Here is a 19,479-nt window from a genome sequence, read left to right on the forward strand (position 1 = left end):
GAAATCAAGTGCCCGATGTATGATGTGCCATGGATAAGAAATGACAATTATATTTTGCATGGTTTCAATGAGTGGTTATCGTGCCTCCGCACTCCGTTCGTCCTGAAGCCTGTCGAAGGACCCATAGGGCTTAAAGGCGGAAACTCCGGACTCTGATAGATCGTGCCAAGCACCCTTCGACTCCGCTCAGTGTGAACGGAGACTGTACACGTCAAACTCATTGAAACCATGAACTAGTTATAAACCTTATCCGGCAACCAGGTTGCCAGTTCTGGCCATATTGCTAACGCACACAATACCATCAGTTGAATGATGATGAAGGGAATCACCCCTTTGTAGATATCGGCTGTCGCCAATTCTGGCGGTGCAACCCCCCGTAAATAGAAAAGGGCAAAACCAAAAGGTGGGGTCAGGAATGAGGTTTGCAGATTGACTGCAATCATAATCCCCAACCAAACCGGATCCAGCCCCATTGCCAGCAGCACCGGGGCAACCATGGGCACGACGACAAAGGTAATCTCGATAAAATCGAGAATAAAGCCCAGCAGAAACATCACCAGCATGACAATCAGTACGGCAGTAAACACCCCGCCGGGCATGGCTTCAAAATAGCTGTGAATCAACTCTTCACCATTGAAGCCACGAAATACCAGGGAAAAAATGGAAGCTCCAATCAGAATCATGAACACCATGCAGGTGACCTGTGTCGTTGAGCGAACCACTTCTCTCAGCGTTTTGATACTGAGTTGTCGGCGCAGAATCGCCAGCAGGATCGCACCAACCGCACCGACACTGGCCGCTTCGGTTGGTGTTGCGGCACCCGCCAGGATCGAGCCCAGAACCGCGACAATTAACACCAGCGGTGGCAACAGGCAGGATAACAGGGAACGGTTGCTGCCCATGGACGCCAGATCGTCGTCGGTCAGTGCCGGTGCAGCATCCGGTTTAACGCGGGCAACCACCACCAGATAGACGACATAACAGAAAACCAGCAGCAAGCCGGGAATGATGGCACCCACAAACAGATCGCCAACCGACACCGTATCCGGTGAGAAGACACCCATCTTTATCTGTGACTGCTGGTAGGCACTGGATAACACATCGCCCAGCAGCACCAGGGCAATGGAGGGGGGAATGATCTGCCCAAGGCTCCCCGTGGCACAGATCGTACCGGTTGCCAGTGCCGGGGAATAGCCCCGACGCAGCATGGTGGGCAGGGATAACAAACCCATAGTGACCACCGTGGCACCGACAATGCCGGTACTGGCGGCCAGCAGCATGCCAACCACAATCACCGAGAGACCAAGGCCGCCCCGGGTTTTGCCAAACAGCCTTGCCATGCTTTCCAGCAGGCTTTCTGCCACTTTGGATTTTTCCAGCATCACGCCCATAAAGACAAACAGTGGCACAGCAATCAGGGTCTGGTTGGTGATAACACCAAACAGTCGGCTGGGCAGGGCGTTCATCAGCGAGAAATCAAATACGCCAAACAGTGATCCGGCTCCGGCAAACAGCAAGGCGGTACCTGCCAGGGAAAACGCCACGGGATAACCAGCCAGCAGCACCAGGCAGACGGTGGCAAACATCAGAAAAGGAATGGCGTCCATCATGATCTGCCCTCCTGGCGGCTTGCACCGGTAAGGATCATCAGAGAACGCATCAGTTCGGCAACGCCCTGAAGCAGAAGGGTAACCACCATCACCAGGAGCAGGCTTTTCAGCAGATAGATAAAAGGCAGCCCTCCGGGATCCTGGGACTGTTCCAGAATGTGCCAGGAACGTGCGATGTAATCCCAGCTCATCGCACCAATAAACAGACAGACCGGTAGCAACAGGAACACGGTGCCCAGACTGTTGACCAGTGCCTGCTTCCGTGGGCTCATGGTTCGATAGAAGACATCCACCCGGACATGGCCATTGTGCTTGAGTGTGTAGGCGCTGGCACCCAGGAAGACCATGGCGTGCAGATACATGGCCGATTCCTGCATGGCGATGGAGCCGATATTGAGCAAGTAGCGCAAAACCACCACGGTACAGACGACGAATACCAGCAGTAATGTCAGCCAGCTGATCAATCTTCCGGTGTGTTCTGTGAATTGGTCGATGGCGGCCACCACCGACCTGGCAAGTTTCCAGGTGGGATTCATACTGTCTTTCCCCCGACAGCCAACGCATTCAATGCTTGGCTGCTTGTTATTATCATTATTTTTCAGTGTTCCATTACCAGACCCTGAAAGGGGCATTTTTGATGCTTGATTAAAAAAGTGCAGTAAACAGAACACGTTAAGCGAGGCCATTATAGGCTTTCCCATGAGGGTTGAGCAATTTCACTATCTCACGACCGCTCATGAGCTTTGTGAAGGTTGATGTTTTCCATGCCGCGAAAGGTGTCCGGTGATGATTACCGGTATTGTGTTGGCAGAGGGGGGAGGGGGCGTCCTTTGGGGGCAGTCTATACTTGGTTGTTTATTGGATGACAGGTCAAGAAATTATGTCGGAATTTGGATTTTTGGGAGAACGTATAGAGTTTTATCTTGGGGCTGAATGGGACGAGGAACCAGTCACAGAAGAAGAAATGAAAACCGAGTTTGAATATATTAATGAACTTGAAGACTGGATAGAAGAAGCAATCAAATATGGCCGCACAAATGGATATGGCTATGATTTTACAGAAACGGAATACATGGTAAGAAAGGATAGATATGAGAAACTTTTCCCTGTAACAAAGAAGGCATGGAGAGACAGAGTTATAAAAGGTAAGGAGGAAGGTGTGGATATACTTGATTTTCCCAAATGGCATGAAAACATGATTAAAAAAGTCCGTCAGCGACAACACAGAGATACAAGAACAAACACAATGATCGCTATAAAAAAAAGGCTCGAAGGCCGGTGATAGGGCGTGGTTTCTGGGCGATGGTTATGTTGCTTATGCGAAATGAGTTTGCATAAGCAGAGTGTTATGTTCACCCGCGCAGGCCGCATTGTGCAACTGGTTCTTTGATACTGTTCTTTAATCTTGTTTGTATCAACTGGTTGATATTGAAATTCGCTCAATTTCGGTGGGGCTATCGACGGGTTGATAGGCTGGCACTCACTGCCCGATTGGGTGATGCTTTACGCAGATTTGCGTATAAGATAAAAAATTTATAAAAAAATCAATATTTTTTGTCTTTTATTGAGGCTCAACTATATTTGCTGCGCATAAGAAAAAACCCGGTCACAGGAGTTGGTCCTCCTACCGGGTTTTCCTCTCAAAATATGAGCTGTTGCTCGCGGAGCAGTATAGCATGGTTTCCTTTGCTTACGGGATTGGTTTGTTAAAAATGATTCGGGTCAAACTTAAAAATAAAGGGATGGAGGCGCTGACACCGACGCAAAGATACTTGCTGGTCGTACTGGTAACGTTTGCCAATACTGAAGGCGAATGCTGGCCAAGCCAGAAACTGTTGGCAGATATGGTCGGCACCAGTCAACCCACCATCAGCGCCGGATTAAAAAAGCTGGAAGAAGAAGGCTTTATAGAAAGTTGTTACCGTACTAACCAGAAAGGGGGCAACATCTCCAAGCTGTATCGAATGTTGTTCGAGCCGTTCGTGTTCAAGCAGATAAAAGAGGATCATTACAACTGCTTCGGCCAGCGAATCGACGATCCGAGAATAACCGATACGTCATGGGCAGAAAACCTGGAGTAAAGCAAACATAACAACAGCACCCAGCGGACGGCGCTAGACGCGCCGCCCCTTACGCAAGAGGTTATGAGCTTTTTCCGAGCCACCTTGATGGAACCGGGCGCAGTGGCCCGAAATATCGCTATGGACTGAATTCAACGTGCATAGTGTCGTCCAGAGACATGCCAGCAGCGACAAGACGCCAGATTTCCACGGTGTACTTGCCACTTAAGGTCACCACCTGCCTGCTATCAGCACTGAAGTCGGCGCACTGAACCGGGTCGGCATGCTTCAGAACAGTCTTCTTCTCCCAGTCGCCTTCGGGATTCCGGCCCAGGATGATTGCAGTGCCATCCGCGCTTGCGGTCACTAAAAGGCTGGCATTGGCGTTGAAGCGTGCGGAGTTGATCGGGCCGTTATGGGTGACAGTGGCTCTTGGTCGCCAATTGCCATGCTCATCGCGACCGTAGATTTCTGCCTCATATTCGGTATTCAAGTTCTCTTCGTAGCAACAGAAAGAGACAATATGACAGCTATCAGCACTGAAACTGGCCTCAATTTTTGGCAATTCCGAGTCATGGACATGTTTAGGGCTAATGGTGGCTTTTTTTATCCAGCTCGCGGCTCCGTCATAACCGTATATGCAGCAGCAGGCACCATAATCCGGCATGGTGACTACCACATGGCTGCTGTCGGGACTGAAAAAAGCTTTTTTCATTTTTTGCTGCAAGAGAATAGATTTCTTTATCCAGTTGCCGTGTTCGTCATAGCTGAGGATGTCCAGGCTACGAAGATCTTCGGTAGCCATCACATGGCAGCTATCGGGGCTGAATTGGGGGGATAGGTCAGGATGATTGTCTTCAAAAATGGGAATATGGTCAGTTTTCCCAGTCCAGTTGTCGATGCCGTCATGACTGAAGATGGTTAGGGTTTTGCTCCTGGTTCCGGGTTTTTGGTTGACGGTAAAGACATGGCGACCATCGGGGCTGGCTGTAGCATGCATGATACTGTAGTCATTGTTATTGAGTCTGATGCTCTCCATCGTGTTGCCATCTTTTTTGTTCAGGCGAAGGATTTTTGCCATCTCCCTGGACCCAAACATCAGTAACGGGTTGCCATTGTGGTTAAACCTGACGCGTTTGGCACTGGGGTCGCCAATGGTTTCTGATGTCCAGCCACCCTCCTCATTCCGACTGAGGATTTTGGCGCTCGGGCCGGGGGTCCAGGGGGACAATGGACGGGCCAGTACCTGGCTGCCATCGGAGTTGAAGCAGGCCTTCCAGCACATGCCATCGGCCATGTCCGCTGTTAACGTCCAGTGACCCGCGCCGTCCCAGCTGTGGATTTTGATACTGCCATCATCACAGGTAATGACTGCCTGATGACCATCGTAACTCAGGTCAGCTGATATGATCCTGTCTTCATAGACTGTAGTGAGTTGCTCTGTGCAGCTGTGATCGGGGTTGTAGGCAAAGATTTTCGCAGTATGGCCGTCATCCCAGGTCAATACATGACGGCCACGGGCGATGAAGCTGGTCATGAGGGTGGTTGAAGCCGGTTCTTCGGGGTTGCGCCAGGAGTGATAGCTGAAGCCAGCTTGTTCATGCCATTGGCCGTTACCTGTGCAGCCAAGGATTGTTGCGGTATTGCTGCTTCTGAAGATCACTAAATGGTTGCCATGGGTGCTAAAGCTGACGTCATTGACTTCCGGTTTTTCAAAAATGCGCTTTTCCAGCACCGGTTCGAATTGTTGACAGCCAGCCATGAGTTGACCCACCTTGTAAAACAGGGCATGGGGGAAGTATTTCTTTTTTTGTGGTTCACTGGTTTTAAGACCATCGTCTTTTATTTGCTCTGGAAGGAATTGGCTGAGGAGTTCATCGGCGACTGTTGTATTCGTGGTAAATTGTTCCAGCCAGTTCAGCAGGTCATGATCACTGATGCCCCGGGCGATCTCTTTGAACTGGTTTTGCTGGTGTTCTGCCAATGTTGCAAACCACCTTATGGCCAGCACATGTTCCCTGGTGATTACCTGATGAAAAAACTTACACGTTTTTGCGATGGCGATTATATCCCGGGAAGGCAAGCAGCGCAGCAGCGTGCACATGGGAATCTGTGGCAATTTCAGCAATGCACTCTGGTCTTCGTCGGGAACAATCGAGATACCGCTGCTGCTCCACACACAGCGGGACGCCTCAGGTGTTACTCCGGCACATTCCGGACTGCTGCCATAACGGCCGTTGTTGTTCTCGGTAATGGAAAGTGCCATGGTGAGTTGCCCTCGTCTGGTGATTGCCGGTCCGTTACCTTGGATGGAAAAGTTGGTCAAAAGTTCAAAAATTCAAGGTATTTGGAATGATCGTTTAGACAAGATCTGTTTGCTATCGTCACTGAAGAAGGCGGGATGGAGTTTCGGCTGGATTGTCCAGAACCATGCCAGCAGCAAAAAGGCACCAGATTTTCACATTGTTCGAGCCAGTTACGATCGCCACCTGTCTGCTATCGACACTGAAGAAGGCAGAATTGATCGGGTAGCCATGTCTCAGAATGACCTTATTCACCCAGCTGCCGTTGGCACAGCGGCCAGAGACTACTGCAGTACCATCCTGGCTTGCGGTTACCAGATGGGTGCTATCGGCGTTGAAACGTGCGGAATAGATCGGGCCGGCATGTCTTATAAGAGCTTTTGGCAGCCACTTGCCGTGCCCATCGTAACTGTAGATTTTTACCTTGAATTTGCCAGGAATGTTGTCGTTCCAAAGGCAAACCGGGTGCCAACAGAAAGTGGCAATATGTCTGCTATCAGGGCTGAAGCTGGCGTTATTGTCTGGCCCTTGAAAGTCATGGGGAATGGTGCCGCTTTCTGTCCAGCCTCTGGCTTCATCATAACTGTATATTCTGGTAGTGAGATAATCAGTGCTAATGATCGCCGCATGTCTGCTATCGGGACTGAAGAAGCCTCTTTTTCTCTCTTCCAGACAGGAAATAGAGGTTGGTATCCAGTTGCCGCGTTTGTCACAACTGAGGATTTCAAGGTTAGATGTATTTTTGCTAACCATCACATGACGGCTATCGGGGCTGAATTTGGGCCAATACCGGGCACCATTGTGGATAATAATCGGGATATTGCCGGTTTTCTCTGTCCAGTCGCTGTTGCTGTCACGACTGAGGATTTTCATGGTTATGCTGTCAGTTTCACCGTCTTTCCGGTTGAAGGTAATGACATGGCGACCATCGGGGCTGGCGATAACCCGTATGACCGAGCCTCCGTTGTCAGTGAGGGGTGCACTCTCCAGCCAGCCGCCATCTTTGTTCAGGCTGAGGATTTTTGCGATCTTTGCGTTGATCCCCTCATAATCACTGTACATCAGCACATGGCTGCCATCGGGACTGAAGGTGACTGATTCGGCATAGAAGTCACTGGTGGCCTCTAATGTCCAGCCACCCTCCTCGTTCCGCCTGTGGATTTTTGTGCACGAGTTTGAGTGGGTCAGTACCCGGCTGCCATCCGGGCTGAAGCGAGCCTTCAAGGGCCGCCTGAAATCGGTAATATCCGCTGCCAGCGTCCAGTGACCAGTGTCGTTCCAGCTGTGAATTCTGGCGCTGCCATCATCACAGATAATGACGGCATGATGACCATCGTAACTTAAATCAGCTGAGCAGATCCTGCCTCCATGGCAAATGTTGAGTTGCTCAGTACAGCTCTTGTCGGCGTTATATGCGAAGATTTTTGCGGTATGTTTTCTACAGGCGAGCACATGACGGCTGTTGCTCTCAAAGTTGTAGAGAGGACGATGTGTTTTGCGCTCGTAATCGAAGCTAAATCTGGCTTGTTTATGCCATGAGCTGTTCGCTGTGTAGCCAAAAATTAGCCCGGTACGGAAGTTTTTCAAGATCACTAACTGGTCGCCATGGGTGTTCAAGCTGAGGGTATTACCATCAACACCAAGAATTTTCGTTGCCAGAACCGGTTCGAATTGTCGACAGTCAGCCATCAGTTTGCTCACCGTGTAAAACAGGACCTGGGGGAAGTATTTCCTTCTTTGTGCTTTACATGTTTTAAGACCATCGTTTGTTGTCTGCTCTTCAGGGCATTGGCTGTAAAGTTTACCGACTACCGCTGTATCGGTGGTAAATTGCCTCAGCCAGTGCTGCAGGTCACGATCACTGATGGCACGGGCAATCTCCTTGAACTGGTTCTGCTGGTGTGTTGCCAATTTTGCAAACCACGATCTGGCCAGCAGATGTTCATCGGTGATTACCTGGTTTAAATACGTACACGTTTTTGCGGTGGCGAGTATCTCCCGGAAAGATAAATAGCCCAACAACCTGAGCAAGGGAGGCTCAGGCAAATGCAGTAATGAACATTGGTCCTGGCAGGGCACAACCGACATACCGTTGCTGTTCCACACATAACGGGATATCTCAGGTGTTACTCCGGCGCAGTCCGGGTTATCGCCATAATTGCCGCTGGTGTTCACGGTAACGGGAGGTTCCATTGTGAATTGTGATCTTCAGGTGGTTGCAAGTCAGGCATCTTGGATAGCATTGTCGGGCAAAAGTTCACAGCAATCGGAATGATCGTCTAGAGCTCAAGCTGGAAGCTTTGTCTGCAAAAACGACACAGGAAGCGCAGTATGTCTGAAGGTACTTTCCCGTTTTTCACAACTCCATCTATGGTACCAGCGAAGCCCTGATAGGGTTTCCCATGAGGGTTGGGCAATTTCACTATCTCTCACAACCGCTCATGATCTTTCTTGATGGAACCGGGCGCAGATTCCGGCCCGAAATATCGCTATGGACTGAATTCGGTTTGCATAGTTTCGTTCAAAGACCTGCCCGCATTGACAAGACGCCAGATATTCACAATGTGTTTGCCACTTACGGTGACCACATGCCTGCTATCAACACTGAAGATGGCAGATCGGACCGCAAAGCTATGCTTCAGAATGGACTTATTCACCCAGCTGCCGTCGGCATACCGGCCCAGGATTACTGCAGTACCATCCGCGCTTGCGGTTACTATATGGCTACCATCGGCGTTGAAGCGTGCTGAACGGATCGGGCCAGTATGGGTGATAATGGCTCTTTCTCGCCAATTACCGTTCCCAGTACGACCATAGATTTTTGCGTGATATTTGGCACTGCCATGGGCTCGGCAAGAACAGCCACAACAGAAAGTGACAATATGACGCCCATCAGCACTGAAGCTGGCGTCAATTTGTGGCCTGTTGTGGTCATGGCGAATGATGTTTTTTTCAATCCAGCCTCTGGCTGCGTTAAAGCCGTATATGCTGGCGGAGCGATGACCTGGGACGATTACCACCGCATGGCTGCTGTCGGGACTGAAGAAGGCTCTTTTAATTTTTCCCCTCAAGGGAATAGAGTTCTGCATCCAGTTGCCGTGTTTGTCACAGCTGAGGATTTCAAGGTTAGAAAGATCTTTGGCTGCCATCACATGGCAGCCATCGGGGCTGAACTTGGGGGGCAGGTCAGGGTCAAGGGGGTTAATAATGGGGATATTGCCGGTTTTCTCTGTCCAGTTGCCGTTGCTGTCACGACTGAAGATTTTTAGGGTTATGCTGTCAGTTTTAGCGTTTTGGTGGTTAACGGTAATGACATGGCAACCATCGGGGCTGATTGTAGCCCGTATGATCCAGTTTTTGTTGTTACCGAGGGTAGAGCTATCGAGCCTGCAGCCATCTTTGTTCAGGCTGAGGATTTTTGCCATCCCCCTGACACCGAACATCAGAACCTGGTTACCATCTGGGCTGAAGGTGACAGATTTGGCATCGAAGTTACTAGAGGCCTCCAATGTCCAGCCACCTTCCCCGTTCCGCCTGTGGATTTTTGTGCATGAGTCTGAGTGGGTCAGTACCCGACTGCCATCGGGACTGAAGCAAGCCTTCAAGCCCCGCCCGCCATCAGCGATGTCCGCAGCTAACGTCCAGCGACCAGCGACGTTCCAGCTGTGGATTTTGGCACTGCCATCATAACAGGTAATAACTACCTGATGACCATCGTCACTTAAGTCAGCTGATATGATCCTGTCTTTATGGACAATGGAGAGTTGTTCTGTGCAGCTGTTATCGGCGTTATAGCCGAAGATTTTTGCGACATGGTATCCATCCCAGGCCAAGACATGATGGCCGCTGGTCATGAAGCTGGTCTCGACGGTGGGGGAAGGAGGGTTGACCCAGGAATGATAGCTGAAACCCGCTTGTTCATTCCATTGGCAGTACGCTGTGAAGCCAAATATTGTCCAGGTATGATTGTTTCTGAAGATCACTAAATGGTCGCCATGGGTGCTAAAGCTGACGGTATTGACATCAGGGTTATTAAGAATGCTCTTTGTCAGAATCGGTTTGAATTGTCGACAGTTAGCCATCAGTTGACCCACCGTGTAAAACAGGACCTGGGGGAAGTATTTCCTTTTTTGTGCTTCACAGGTTTTAAGATCGTCGTCTGTTGTTTGCTTTCCAGGGCATTGGCTACAAAGCTTATCGGCTATCGTTGTATCCATGGTAAATTGTCCCAGCCAGTACTGCAGGTCAGGATCACTGATGTCCCGGGCAATCTCTTTGAACTGGTTTTGCTGGTGTGCTGCCAATGTTGCAAACCACCTTCTGGCCAGCAGATTTGCATTGGTGATTACCTGGTTTAAATACGTACACGTTTTTGCGGTGGCGAGTATCTCCCGGAAAGATAAGTAGCCCAGCAGCTTGAGTATGGGAAGCTGTGGCAAGTTCAGTAATGAGCATTGGTCTTTGGGCACAACCGACATACCGTTACTGCTCCGCGCACTCCCCACACAATGGGGTGCCTCAGGTGTAACTCCCACGCAGTCCTGGCTGCTGACATAACTGCCGCTGGTGTTCACGGTAACGGGAGGTTTCATTGTTAATTGTCATTGTCAGGTGACTGCCAATCAGATGTCTTGGATGGGGTTGCCGGGTAAAAGTTCAAGGCATTCGAATAAACCTGATTAATCTTCCCGTGGGTTCTGTGAATGGGTCGATAGAACGACCTGGCATGTTTCTCAATTCTGACTGTTTGCTTCCGGCTTTTGGTTGCCAGCATGCAGAACAACACCCTGGCCAGTTGCAGCCTGTGGAGTTCCGGGCGGATTGTCCAGAACCATGCCAGCAGCGACAAGACGCCAGATTTTTACGTTTTGCGAGGCACTTACGGTCACCACCTGTCTGCTATCGACACTGAAGAAGGCAGAATTGACCCGGTAGTTATGTTCCAGAATGACCTTAGTCACCCAGCTGCCGTCGGCACAGCGACCAAGGATTACTGCAGTACCATCCTCGCTTGCGGTTACCAGATGGGTACCATCGGCGTTGAAGCGTGCGGTATAGATCGGGCCGTTATGGCTGATAACGGCCTTTGGCAGCCACTTGCCGTTCCCATCGTGACCGTAGATTTTTGCCTGAAATTCGTTACTGGCGTTGCCTGGGGGCCAACAGTAAGCTGCGTGCCAACAGAAAGTGACAATATGGCTGCTATCAGCACTGAAGCTGGCGTCAATGTATGGCCCCTCACGGTTATGGGGAATGATGCCGCTTTTTATCCAGCCTCTGGCGGCGTTATAACTGTATATACTGGCGATGCTATAACCAGCGCCGATGATCGCCGCATGGTTGCTATTGGGACTGAAGACGGCTCTTTTGCCTTTTCTAAATAAGGGAATAGGGCTCTGCATCCAGTTGCCGCGTTTGTCACAGCTGAGGATTTCAAGGTTAGAATCACTCTTGCTAATCATTACATGACAGCCATCGGGGCTGAATTTGGGCCATAGTCGGGTATCATTGGGGAGAATAATTGGGATATTGTCAGTTGTCTCTGTCCAGTCGCTGTTGCTGTCACGACTGAGGATTTTCATGGTTATGCTGTTAGTTTCACGGTCTTTCTGGTTGATGGTAATGACATGGCGACCATCGGGGCTGGCGATAACCCGTATGACCGAGCCTTCCTTGTGAGTGAGGGGTGCACTCTCCAGCCAGCCGCCATCTTTGTTCAGGCTGAGGATTTTTGCGATCTTTGCGTTGATCCCCCGATAACAACTGTACATCAACACATGGCTGCCATCGGGACTGAAGGTGACTGATCGGGCATAGAAGTCACTGGTGACCTCTAATGTCCAGCCACCCTCCTCGTTCCGTCTGTGGATTTTTGTGCACGAGTTTGAGTGGGTCAGTACCCGGCTGCCATCCGGGCTGAAGCGAGCCTTCAAGTGCCGCCTGAAATCGGTAATATCCGCTGCCAGCGTCCAGTGACCAGTGTCGTTCCAGCTGTGGATTCTGGCGCTGCCATCATCACAGATAATGACTGCATGATGACCATCGTAACTTAAATCAGCTGAGCTGATCCTGCCTCCATGGAAAATGTCGAGCTGCTCCGTACAGCTCTTGTCGGCGTTATATGCGAAGATTTTTGCGGTACGTCCTCTACAGGCCAGCACATGATGGCCGTGGGTCTCAAAGTTGGCGAGAGGAAGACCTGTGCAGAGCTCGTCATCGAAGCTAAAACTGGCTTGTTTATGCCATGGGCGGTTCGCTGTGTAGCCAAAGATTGTCCCTCTATGATGGTTTCCCAAGATCATTAAATGGTCGCCATGGGTGTTCAGGCTGATAGTAGCGTCAGGAGCATCATTAATTTTCTTTGCCAGAACCGGTTTGAATTGTCGACAGTCAGCCATCAGTTTACTCACCGTGTAAAACAGTACCTGGGGGAAGTATTTCCTTTTTTGTGTTTCACCGGTTTTACGACCGTCGTCTGTTGTTTGTTCTGCAAGGTATTGGCCGCAAAGTTTACCGACTACCGTTGTATCCGTGGTAAATTGCCCCAGCCAGTGCTGCAGGTCACGATCACTGATGTCACGGGCAATCTCTTTGAACTGGTTCTGTTGGTGCGTTGCCAATTTTGCAAACCACGATCTGGCCAGCAGATGTTCATCGGTGATTATCTGGTTTAAATAAGTACACGTTTTTGCGGTGGCGATTATCTCTCTGAAAGATAAATAGCCCAACAGCCTGAGCATGGGAGGCTCAGGCAAATACAGTAATGAACATTGGTCTTGGCAGGGCACAACCGACATACCGTTGCTGTTCCACACATAACGGGATACCTCAGGTGTTACTCCGGCGCAGTCCGGGTCATCGCCATAATTGCCGCTGGTGTTTACAGTAACGGGAGGTTCCATTGTGAATTGTGATCTTCAGATGGTTGCCATTCAGATATCTTGGATGGGGTTGCCGGGCAAAAGTTCACAGCAATCGGAATGTTCGTCTGGGAGGCTGACCGAAAACCGCTTTGGCAGTCTAGGAGCCTGTCCGAGAATAGACTGCCCTACTGCGGTTGCGATAAATTGGTCTAAAAATTCCTGCTTCTTCGTCAAATAGCCCCGCTATTCTCCTCAGAATCAGAAATTTTTATCCTCAATTTCTCGCAATCCTCGCTACGGGCGCTATTCTCGGACAGGCTCCTAGCCACAACCTTTCTTGCCCTGTGTACAACCTTTGCCTACGATAGTATTACTATTTCAATATAGTAATACAGAAAGAGGTGTGACGTGCATAAATTAACGACCAAAAGACAAGTGACTATTCCTCAAAGTATCTGCCAAAAGCTCGGGCTAAAACCAGGCGACTTTATACAGGTTTTCGAGCGCGATGGTGTGGCACATTTGGTAAAGATGACCTCCGACGACCTTTCTGGCACCATCAAATTACCTGGTGATACCCATCAACACATAACGCGAGAGGACACCAGGAAGGCCATCAAAAACAAAACCGCCAGAAAATTCGCGGGCGAATCATGATTGCTGTTGATACAAATGTGCTGTTGCGTTATCTGATAGCGCCAGTCGATGCCCGTAACCCGCCCTGGCAAGCGAGAGTGGCGGCTGAAACCATTAATTCTGCTGACTCCGTTTACCTCTCAGACATTGTCCTGGCCGAAACCGAGTGGGTGCTGGAAACCGTCTTTGAATTAACCAAAGCAGAAATACACTCCGTTCTCAAACAGCTCGCCAGTAACACCCGGTTCATTTTTGAAGACTGGAGTGCCCTGCAGAGCGCGCTTATGGATTACAGCGAAACTCCAAAAGTGGATTTCTCTGATTGTCTGATTGCCCGACGTGCCACCAGCAAAGGCTCCCAAACGCTCTACAGCTTTGAAAGCCGCAAAAAGCTGGGGGCTTTATCCATCGTCACCACGCTGGTAAAGGAGCAAGTTGGGAGTGACTGATGAACGCCTCCTGCTCCCCGTAAAGCCACCCTTTAAAAATGAAAGACCCGGCCACGGTTTGCTCTCTTCACTTTTTAAAAAGTGGGTGTCCTTTTTCTTTTCTCTTTTTCTTTTCATAGAATTGTCACATTCAAGCTCTATATTTGATTCCCGGAAGTCAAGCAAGGAGGCTCACGCCTCAGATCAACCTTTGATAGCCCTTAATGATGAGAAGGTGCTGTTAATCGAACAGGGCGCGTAAATCCTGGAGAGCAAATGATGAAAATAACAACACACGTAACGGCATTTAAGCGAGTCCTGGCTGTGTCTGCTACCGCAGCGCTGGCGTTGGCCAGTGGTGCTGCCATGGCCAGCCAGCTGGATCCATCCCTGCCAAAGTACAGTAAGTCCAGTGGCGTGTCCGGTAACCTGTCCTCCGTGGGTTCAGACACGCTGGCAAATCTGATGACGCTCTGGGCCGAAGATTTCAAGCGCATTTATCCCAATGTGAATGTTCAGATTCAGGCGGCGGGTTCTTCTACTGCACCTCCCGCTCTGACCGAAAGTACCTCAAACTTCGGCCCCATGAGTCGGAAAATGAAGGACAAGGAGCTGGAAGCATTTGAGAAAAGGCATGGTTACAAGCCAACGGCGATTCCTGTGGCGATTGATGCGCTGGCAGTCTTTGTTAACAAAGATAATCCCATCAAAGGCCTGACCATGGCCGAAGTGGATGCGATTTTCTCGTCAACCCGCAAGTGTGGCGCAGACAGTGAAGTGAAGACCTGGGGTGATATTGGCCTGAGTGGATCCTGGCAGAACCGCTCTGTGCAGCTGTATGGACGTAACTCGGTATCCGGCACTTATGGCTACTTCAAGAAGAAGGCGCTGTGTAAGGGGGATTTTAAAAACAGTGTGAATGAGCAGCCAGGTTCCGCCTCGGTGGTTCAGTCGGTTTCTGCATCGCTGAACGGTATTGGCTATTCCGGTATCGGTTACAAAACCTCCAGTGTGAGAACCGTTGCACTGGCGAAGAAAGAAGGCCAGTCCTTTGTTGAGGCGACGCCGCTGAATGCGGTTGATGGCAGCTATCCTCTGTCACGTTTTCTGTACGTGTATGTGAACAAGCAGCCTAACAAGCCACTGTCTCCCCTTGAGCGCGAATTTGTTAAGTTGCTGCTCTCGAAACAGGGGCAGGAAGTGGTTGTGAAGGATGGCTATATCCCACTGCCAGGCAAGGTGGTTGATAAATACCTGGCTAAGCTCGGACTGGATAATACGACGATTGCCAGCAAGTAATGTGATTGCTGAGTGGAGATAAAGCCACTGTCTTCAGTGGCTTTATTTTTTAGTTAACCCTTCAAAGGATACGCATTAATTACAGAATCATTGCCGCGATCCAGGCAAACAGGATCATGGGAATGTTGTAGTGCATAAACGTTGGAATAACGGTGTCACGGATATGGTCGTGCTGGCCATCCACATCCAGCCCGGCGGTTGGACCAATAGTGGAGTCGGAGGCTGGAGAGCCTGCATCACCCAGCGCGCCGGATGCACCAACAAGCGCAGCGGTTGCCAGAGGTGAAAAGCCAAGGGCCAGTGCCAGTGGGACATAAAGTGTGGCAATAATGGGAATGGTTGAGAAGGAAGAACCAATGCCCATGGTGATCATCAATCCAACAAGCAGCATCAGCAATGCGGCCAGTGCCTTGCTGCCATAAACCAGCTCTTCAACCATGGCCACCAGGGCAGGAATATCCCCGGTTGTCCTGAGTACTTCGGCAAAGCCAGAGGCAGAGATCATGATAAATCCACACAGGGCCATCATTCTTACACCCCGGGCAAAGACATCATCCGCTTCCCGCCAGTGCACAATGCCGCCGAGGATCATCATCATAAAGCCTGTGGCTGCACCCATGGCCATGGAGTCGGTGAACAGTTGCACGCCGAGTGCCGCCGCAATGGATACCAGGGTAATCAGCACGGCCTTTGGCTCCATGGATGGCTGCTCTTCCTTAGCGGTTTTCAGGGCGCTCTCTGCAATGTGGTAGTGGCGGGGTTTACGGTAAGTCCAGAACACAGCCACAAGCAGACCAATAAACATGCCGAGTACCGGTAGAGCCATGGCCGATGGCATCAGGTCAGGGTCAATGTTCAAGCCATTATCGTTGAGGTTGCCCGCCAGGATCTGGGTCAGGTAGATATTGCCGAAACCAATGGGAACCAGCATATAGGTGGCGATCAGACCAAACGACAGGGTGCTTGCTACCGCCCTGCGGTCCAGCTGTAAGGAGCTGAAAACACCCAGTAGCGGTGGGATCAGAATAGGAATAAAGGCGATATGCACAGGGACCACATTCTGGGAGGCAAAGGCCATCAGCAGAATGCTTCCCAGGATTGAGATCCTCAGGCCAGCTGTTTTGTGGGTCTTGGCTACCCTCTGAATAATTCGATCGGCCAGCCACTGGGGAATCCCGGATGCGGATATAGCCATGGCGAAGGCACCCAGCATACCGTAGCTGATGGCGATGCTGGCACCACCCCCCAACCCTTCGGCAAAAGCGGACAGTGTGGCATCAAACCCCAGTCCACCGGCAAGACCTCCACCAATAGCCCCGAAAAAAAGGGCAAGTACAACGTTTACACGCAAGACACTCAAGGTCAGCATGATGGCAACAGCCAAAATGACAGCGTTCATAGTAATCCAGTTTTGTGTTCTTTTGAGTTATAAGCGGTTTGCGATACTTCAATCCACAGCATTATCCACAGCACGATCTATAACAGATCAGTCTATAGCAGATCAGTGCAGAGCTCGTCAGGAGCTGTCGCATTCCTTGATTGGTTGTGCCTTGAGCTCTTTTTTCTAGTTGTAAATTAATATATTACACATTGAGGCTAGAAGCTCAGGCGATAAAAGTAAATGTATTCGATCAGGGTCGAATCAGCCGTTCAATGGTGATGATGGTGTCGGTGGGCATGCAGGGAAGGGATCATGGAAAGGGCAGAGCTACACTGTTCTGATTGGGTGTCAATACCGGGTATTGTTAGCAGATTTCTGGGTAACATCGTTATTTTCTCTGATCATGATGCACTTTCAACAGGTCTGTAGGCTCGGTAATTCAGGCTTACAGCCGTTATTGGCAGCCACTAAATTACATTGATCTGTTGGCCCGGGCAATGATTTTTTCCCGGTGTCACATTACTGTCATATTGATTCTGTAAGTTACGGGCATGATTTAATCAGACTTGCGCCATGTATCAAAATTCGATGGATAACAGCCCGGGTATTGATTTCAATACACCGGCACTAAAAAAATATCGTTCCCTGCGCTTCTTGAAAGACCGTCTTGCCCGCTGGGGGGTTGCCTCCGGTGGTCTTGGCGTGATTGTGGCGATTCTCCTGATTTTCTTTTACCTCCTCTATGAGGTCCTGCCGCTATTTAACCGCGCTGAGATTACCCGGGTTGCTTCATACCCATCGGCCCTGACTTTTGTTGATGAGCCAGTTGCTACAAAAAAAGCGCCGATATTTCTCGCTGTTGAAGAGCAGGCCGAAGTGGCCATGCAAGCAGAGGCTTCCGGTAATCTGCGTTTTTTCTCCTCCCAGACCGGTGAATGGCTACAGAATGAGTTGCTGCCAATACCTGCGGGCAGTGAGGTGGTCAGGGTGGTCAGGGATGCTGCTGGTTCCAATCTGATGGCGGCCGGTCTTACCAAAGGTGAGGTCATACTGTTTGATCAGGGCTACAGGATTACCTGGCCAGATGACCGCCGGAAGATCACACCGGAAGTCAGCTACCCTTATGAGCGGCAGCCTTTTGCCATCAAGGACTTTTCGGCTCCGGTTGCACAACTGGCCATCAGTGACGGTGAGGAAAAGCTGTTGATGGCCGCCAGCAGCAATAACCAGCTGGTGATGGAGGTTGTCCATAAGGAAGCGGATTTTTTAACCGAGTCCATCACTGTTGAGCAGCAGTCCGTCGCCCTGCCGGTGATCAGCGGACTTTCTGCGCAGGGTGGCCTGGATATCCGCCAGTTGCTGATTGATCCGGAACAAACCTGGCTTTATGTCCTCAGCGGCAGCAATCAACTGACGGTGATCAATATCAGCGATATTGACCGTCCCTATATCCATGAGACGCTCAACCTGACCGCTAAGGGAGTGGAAGTTACCGCGATGACGTTTCTGTTGGGCGGGGTGTCCCTGCTGGTGGGTGACTCAGAAGGCAATATCGCCCAGTGGTTTATGGTTCGTGAAGATGGCCGTCTGAATTTGCACAATATTCGTTCTTTCAGCCTCGGCAGTGACCCCATCGACAAGATTGTTCCGGAGCATCGGCGCAAGGGCTTTCTGGCGTCGGATGTGAAGGGTCAGGTTGGTCTGTATTACACCACGGCAAACCGTTCTCTGCTGGTGGAGCCATTGGCTGCGGGTCGAATAGATCAAATGGCCGTAGCGCCAAGAGGCAATTATCTCATTCTGGCCAGCCAGGGTGAGACGCAATTCCTGAAAATCGACAATGAGCACCCGGAAATATCCTGGTCTGCCCTGTGGGGTAAAGTCTGGTATGAGTCTTACAATCAGCCGGATTACATCTGGCAGTCCTCGGCATCAAACAATGATTTCGAGCCCAAGCTGAGCCTGATGCCACTGTCGTTCGGGACGCTCAAGGCGGCGTTTTATGCCATGTTGCTGGCAGCGCCACTGGCCATTTGTGCGGCTATTTACACCGCCTACTTTATGGCTCCGGGCATGCGCAGAAAGGTAAAGCCGGTGATCGAGCTGATGGAGGCCCTGCCTACGGTCATTCTTGGTTTTCTTGCCGGGCTCTGGCTGGCCCCGCTGATTGAAAATCAGCTGGTGGGTATTTTTGCCCTGTTGCTCTTTGTGCCAGCGGGCATCCTGATGTTTGCTTTTGCCTGGGATGGCTTGCCTGCAACGATACGTCACCGGATTCCTGACGGTATGCAGGCCGGATTGCTGGTGCCCGTGGTATTACTCAGTGGTGCCCTGGCCATGTCGCTCAGTTCCAGTCTGGAACTCTGGCTGTTTGACGGTGATATGCGTACCTGGCTGACCACCGAGCTGGGCATTCCCTACGACCAGCGTAATGCCCTGGTGGTAGGACTGGCCATGGGTTTTGCCGTTATTCCAACCATATTTTCCATTGCGGAGGATGCGATATTCAGCGTACCCAGGCACCTGACCTATGGTTCCCTGGCGTTGGGAGCCACACCCTGGCAGACCCTGACCCGGGTGGTTCTTCTGACCGCCAGTCCGGGTATTTTCTCTGCGCTGATGATCGGTATGGGAAGGGCTGTGGGTGAAACCATGATCGTGCTGATGGCCACAGGGAATACGCCCATTATGGATGCCAATATCTTTGAGGGCATGCGGACGCTGGCGGCCAATATTGCGGTTGAGATGCCAGAGTCTGAAGTGGGCAGTAGCCATTACCGAATTCTCTTTCTGGCCGCACTGGTGCTGTTCCTGTTTACCTTTGTGGTGAACACGGCGGCGGAGATGGTGCGTCATCGACTTCGTAAGAAATACAGCTCGCTCTAAGAAGGGAAAGAGG

At 50.6% G+C, this 19,479-nt stretch carries 14 protein-coding genes; 7 read left to right on the forward strand and 7 right to left on the reverse strand.

What is annotated here, in order from left to right:
- Positions 1–233: 233 nt before the first annotated feature.
- Both ACO6VE_RS15960 and ACO6VE_RS15965 read right to left on the reverse strand, forming a co-directional pair.
- Positions 234–1,610, reverse strand: coding sequence for a TRAP transporter large permease (locus ACO6VE_RS15960; protein ID WP_422447737.1), 1,377 nt, complete (start codon positions 1,608–1,610; stop codon positions 234–236).
- Positions 1,607–2,146: a TRAP transporter small permease subunit gene (locus tag ACO6VE_RS15965; protein ID WP_422462267.1), complete on the reverse strand. Its 540-nt coding sequence runs from the start codon at positions 2,144–2,146 to the stop codon at positions 1,607–1,609. Before ACO6VE_RS15965 ends, ACO6VE_RS15960 begins: the two co-directional genes overlap by 4 nt.
- Positions 2,147–2,490: 344 nt before the next feature.
- Between ACO6VE_RS15965 and ACO6VE_RS15970 the strand changes: the two genes are divergently transcribed.
- Together ACO6VE_RS15970 and ACO6VE_RS15975 are read left to right on the forward strand one after the other, a co-directional pair.
- Positions 2,491–2,892 (forward strand): hypothetical protein, encoded by a 402-nt coding sequence (locus ACO6VE_RS15970; protein ID WP_422447733.1) that lies wholly within the window; start codon positions 2,491–2,493, stop codon positions 2,890–2,892.
- 394 nt (positions 2,893–3,286) lie between these two features.
- Positions 3,287–3,691 carry a helix-turn-helix domain-containing protein gene (locus tag ACO6VE_RS15975; protein WP_422447731.1) on the forward strand — a complete coding sequence of 135 codons (405 nt, stop codon included), beginning with the start codon at positions 3,287–3,289 and terminating at the stop codon, positions 3,689–3,691.
- A 118-nt stretch (positions 3,692–3,809) separates the two neighbouring features.
- Here ACO6VE_RS15975 and ACO6VE_RS15980 read toward each other — a convergent pair whose 3' ends face one another.
- From ACO6VE_RS15980 to ACO6VE_RS15995, 4 genes are all read right to left on the reverse strand, one after another.
- Complete coding sequence (locus ACO6VE_RS15980) at positions 3,810–5,936, reverse strand: hypothetical protein (protein ID WP_422462269.1); 2,127 nt, start codon at positions 5,934–5,936, stop codon at positions 3,810–3,812.
- Positions 5,937–6,054: 118 nt separating this feature from the next.
- On the reverse strand, positions 6,055–8,166 hold the full coding sequence (locus ACO6VE_RS15985; protein WP_422447728.1) for a WD40 repeat domain-containing protein: 2,112 nt from the start codon (positions 8,164–8,166) through the stop codon (positions 6,055–6,057).
- A 296-nt stretch (positions 8,167–8,462) separates the two neighbouring features.
- Positions 8,463–10,565 (reverse strand): F-box protein, encoded by a 2,103-nt coding sequence (locus ACO6VE_RS15990; RefSeq protein WP_422462271.1) that lies wholly within the window; start codon positions 10,563–10,565, stop codon positions 8,463–8,465.
- Positions 10,566–10,706: 141 nt separating this feature from the next.
- Positions 10,707–12,875, reverse strand: coding sequence for an F-box/WD repeat-containing protein (locus ACO6VE_RS15995; protein WP_422462273.1), 2,169 nt, complete (start codon positions 12,873–12,875; stop codon positions 10,707–10,709).
- 369 nt (positions 12,876–13,244) lie between these two features.
- On the opposite strand from ACO6VE_RS15995, the gene ACO6VE_RS16000 reads away from it, so the two are divergent.
- The 4 genes from ACO6VE_RS16000 to ACO6VE_RS16015 are packed head-to-tail and all read left to right on the forward strand — an operon-like array spanning position 13,245 to position 15,199.
- Complete coding sequence (locus tag ACO6VE_RS16000; protein ID WP_422447723.1) at positions 13,245–13,493, forward strand: AbrB/MazE/SpoVT family DNA-binding domain-containing protein; 249 nt, start codon at positions 13,245–13,247, stop codon at positions 13,491–13,493.
- Positions 13,490–13,921, forward strand: coding sequence for a PIN domain-containing protein (locus tag ACO6VE_RS16005; protein WP_422447721.1), 432 nt, complete (start codon positions 13,490–13,492; stop codon positions 13,919–13,921). Before ACO6VE_RS16000 ends, ACO6VE_RS16005 begins: the two co-directional genes overlap by 4 nt.
- Complete coding sequence (locus ACO6VE_RS16010; protein WP_422462275.1) at positions 13,914–14,162, forward strand: hypothetical protein; 249 nt, start codon at positions 13,914–13,916, stop codon at positions 14,160–14,162. Before ACO6VE_RS16005 ends, ACO6VE_RS16010 begins: the two co-directional genes overlap by 8 nt.
- 17 nt (positions 14,163–14,179) lie before the next feature.
- Entirely contained in the window at positions 14,180–15,199 is a 1,020-nt protein-coding gene (locus tag ACO6VE_RS16015; protein ID WP_422447948.1) for a PstS family phosphate ABC transporter substrate-binding protein, read from the forward strand.
- 79 nt (positions 15,200–15,278) lie between these two features.
- Here ACO6VE_RS16015 and ACO6VE_RS16020 read toward each other — a convergent pair whose 3' ends face one another.
- On the reverse strand, positions 15,279–16,598 hold the full coding sequence (locus tag ACO6VE_RS16020) for a Na+/H+ antiporter family protein (protein WP_422447719.1): 1,320 nt from the start codon (positions 16,596–16,598) through the stop codon (positions 15,279–15,281).
- 555 nt (positions 16,599–17,153) lie between these two features.
- Between ACO6VE_RS16020 and ACO6VE_RS16025 the strand changes: the two genes are divergently transcribed.
- Positions 17,154–19,466, forward strand: coding sequence for an ABC transporter permease subunit (locus ACO6VE_RS16025; RefSeq protein WP_422447717.1), 2,313 nt, complete (start codon positions 17,154–17,156; stop codon positions 19,464–19,466).
- Positions 19,467–19,479 lie beyond the last annotated feature (13 nt).

Origin of the sequence: Endozoicomonas sp. ALB115 (assembly GCF_049310245.1) — a bacterium.
GTDB lineage: Bacteria > Pseudomonadota > Gammaproteobacteria > Pseudomonadales > Endozoicomonadaceae > Endozoicomonas.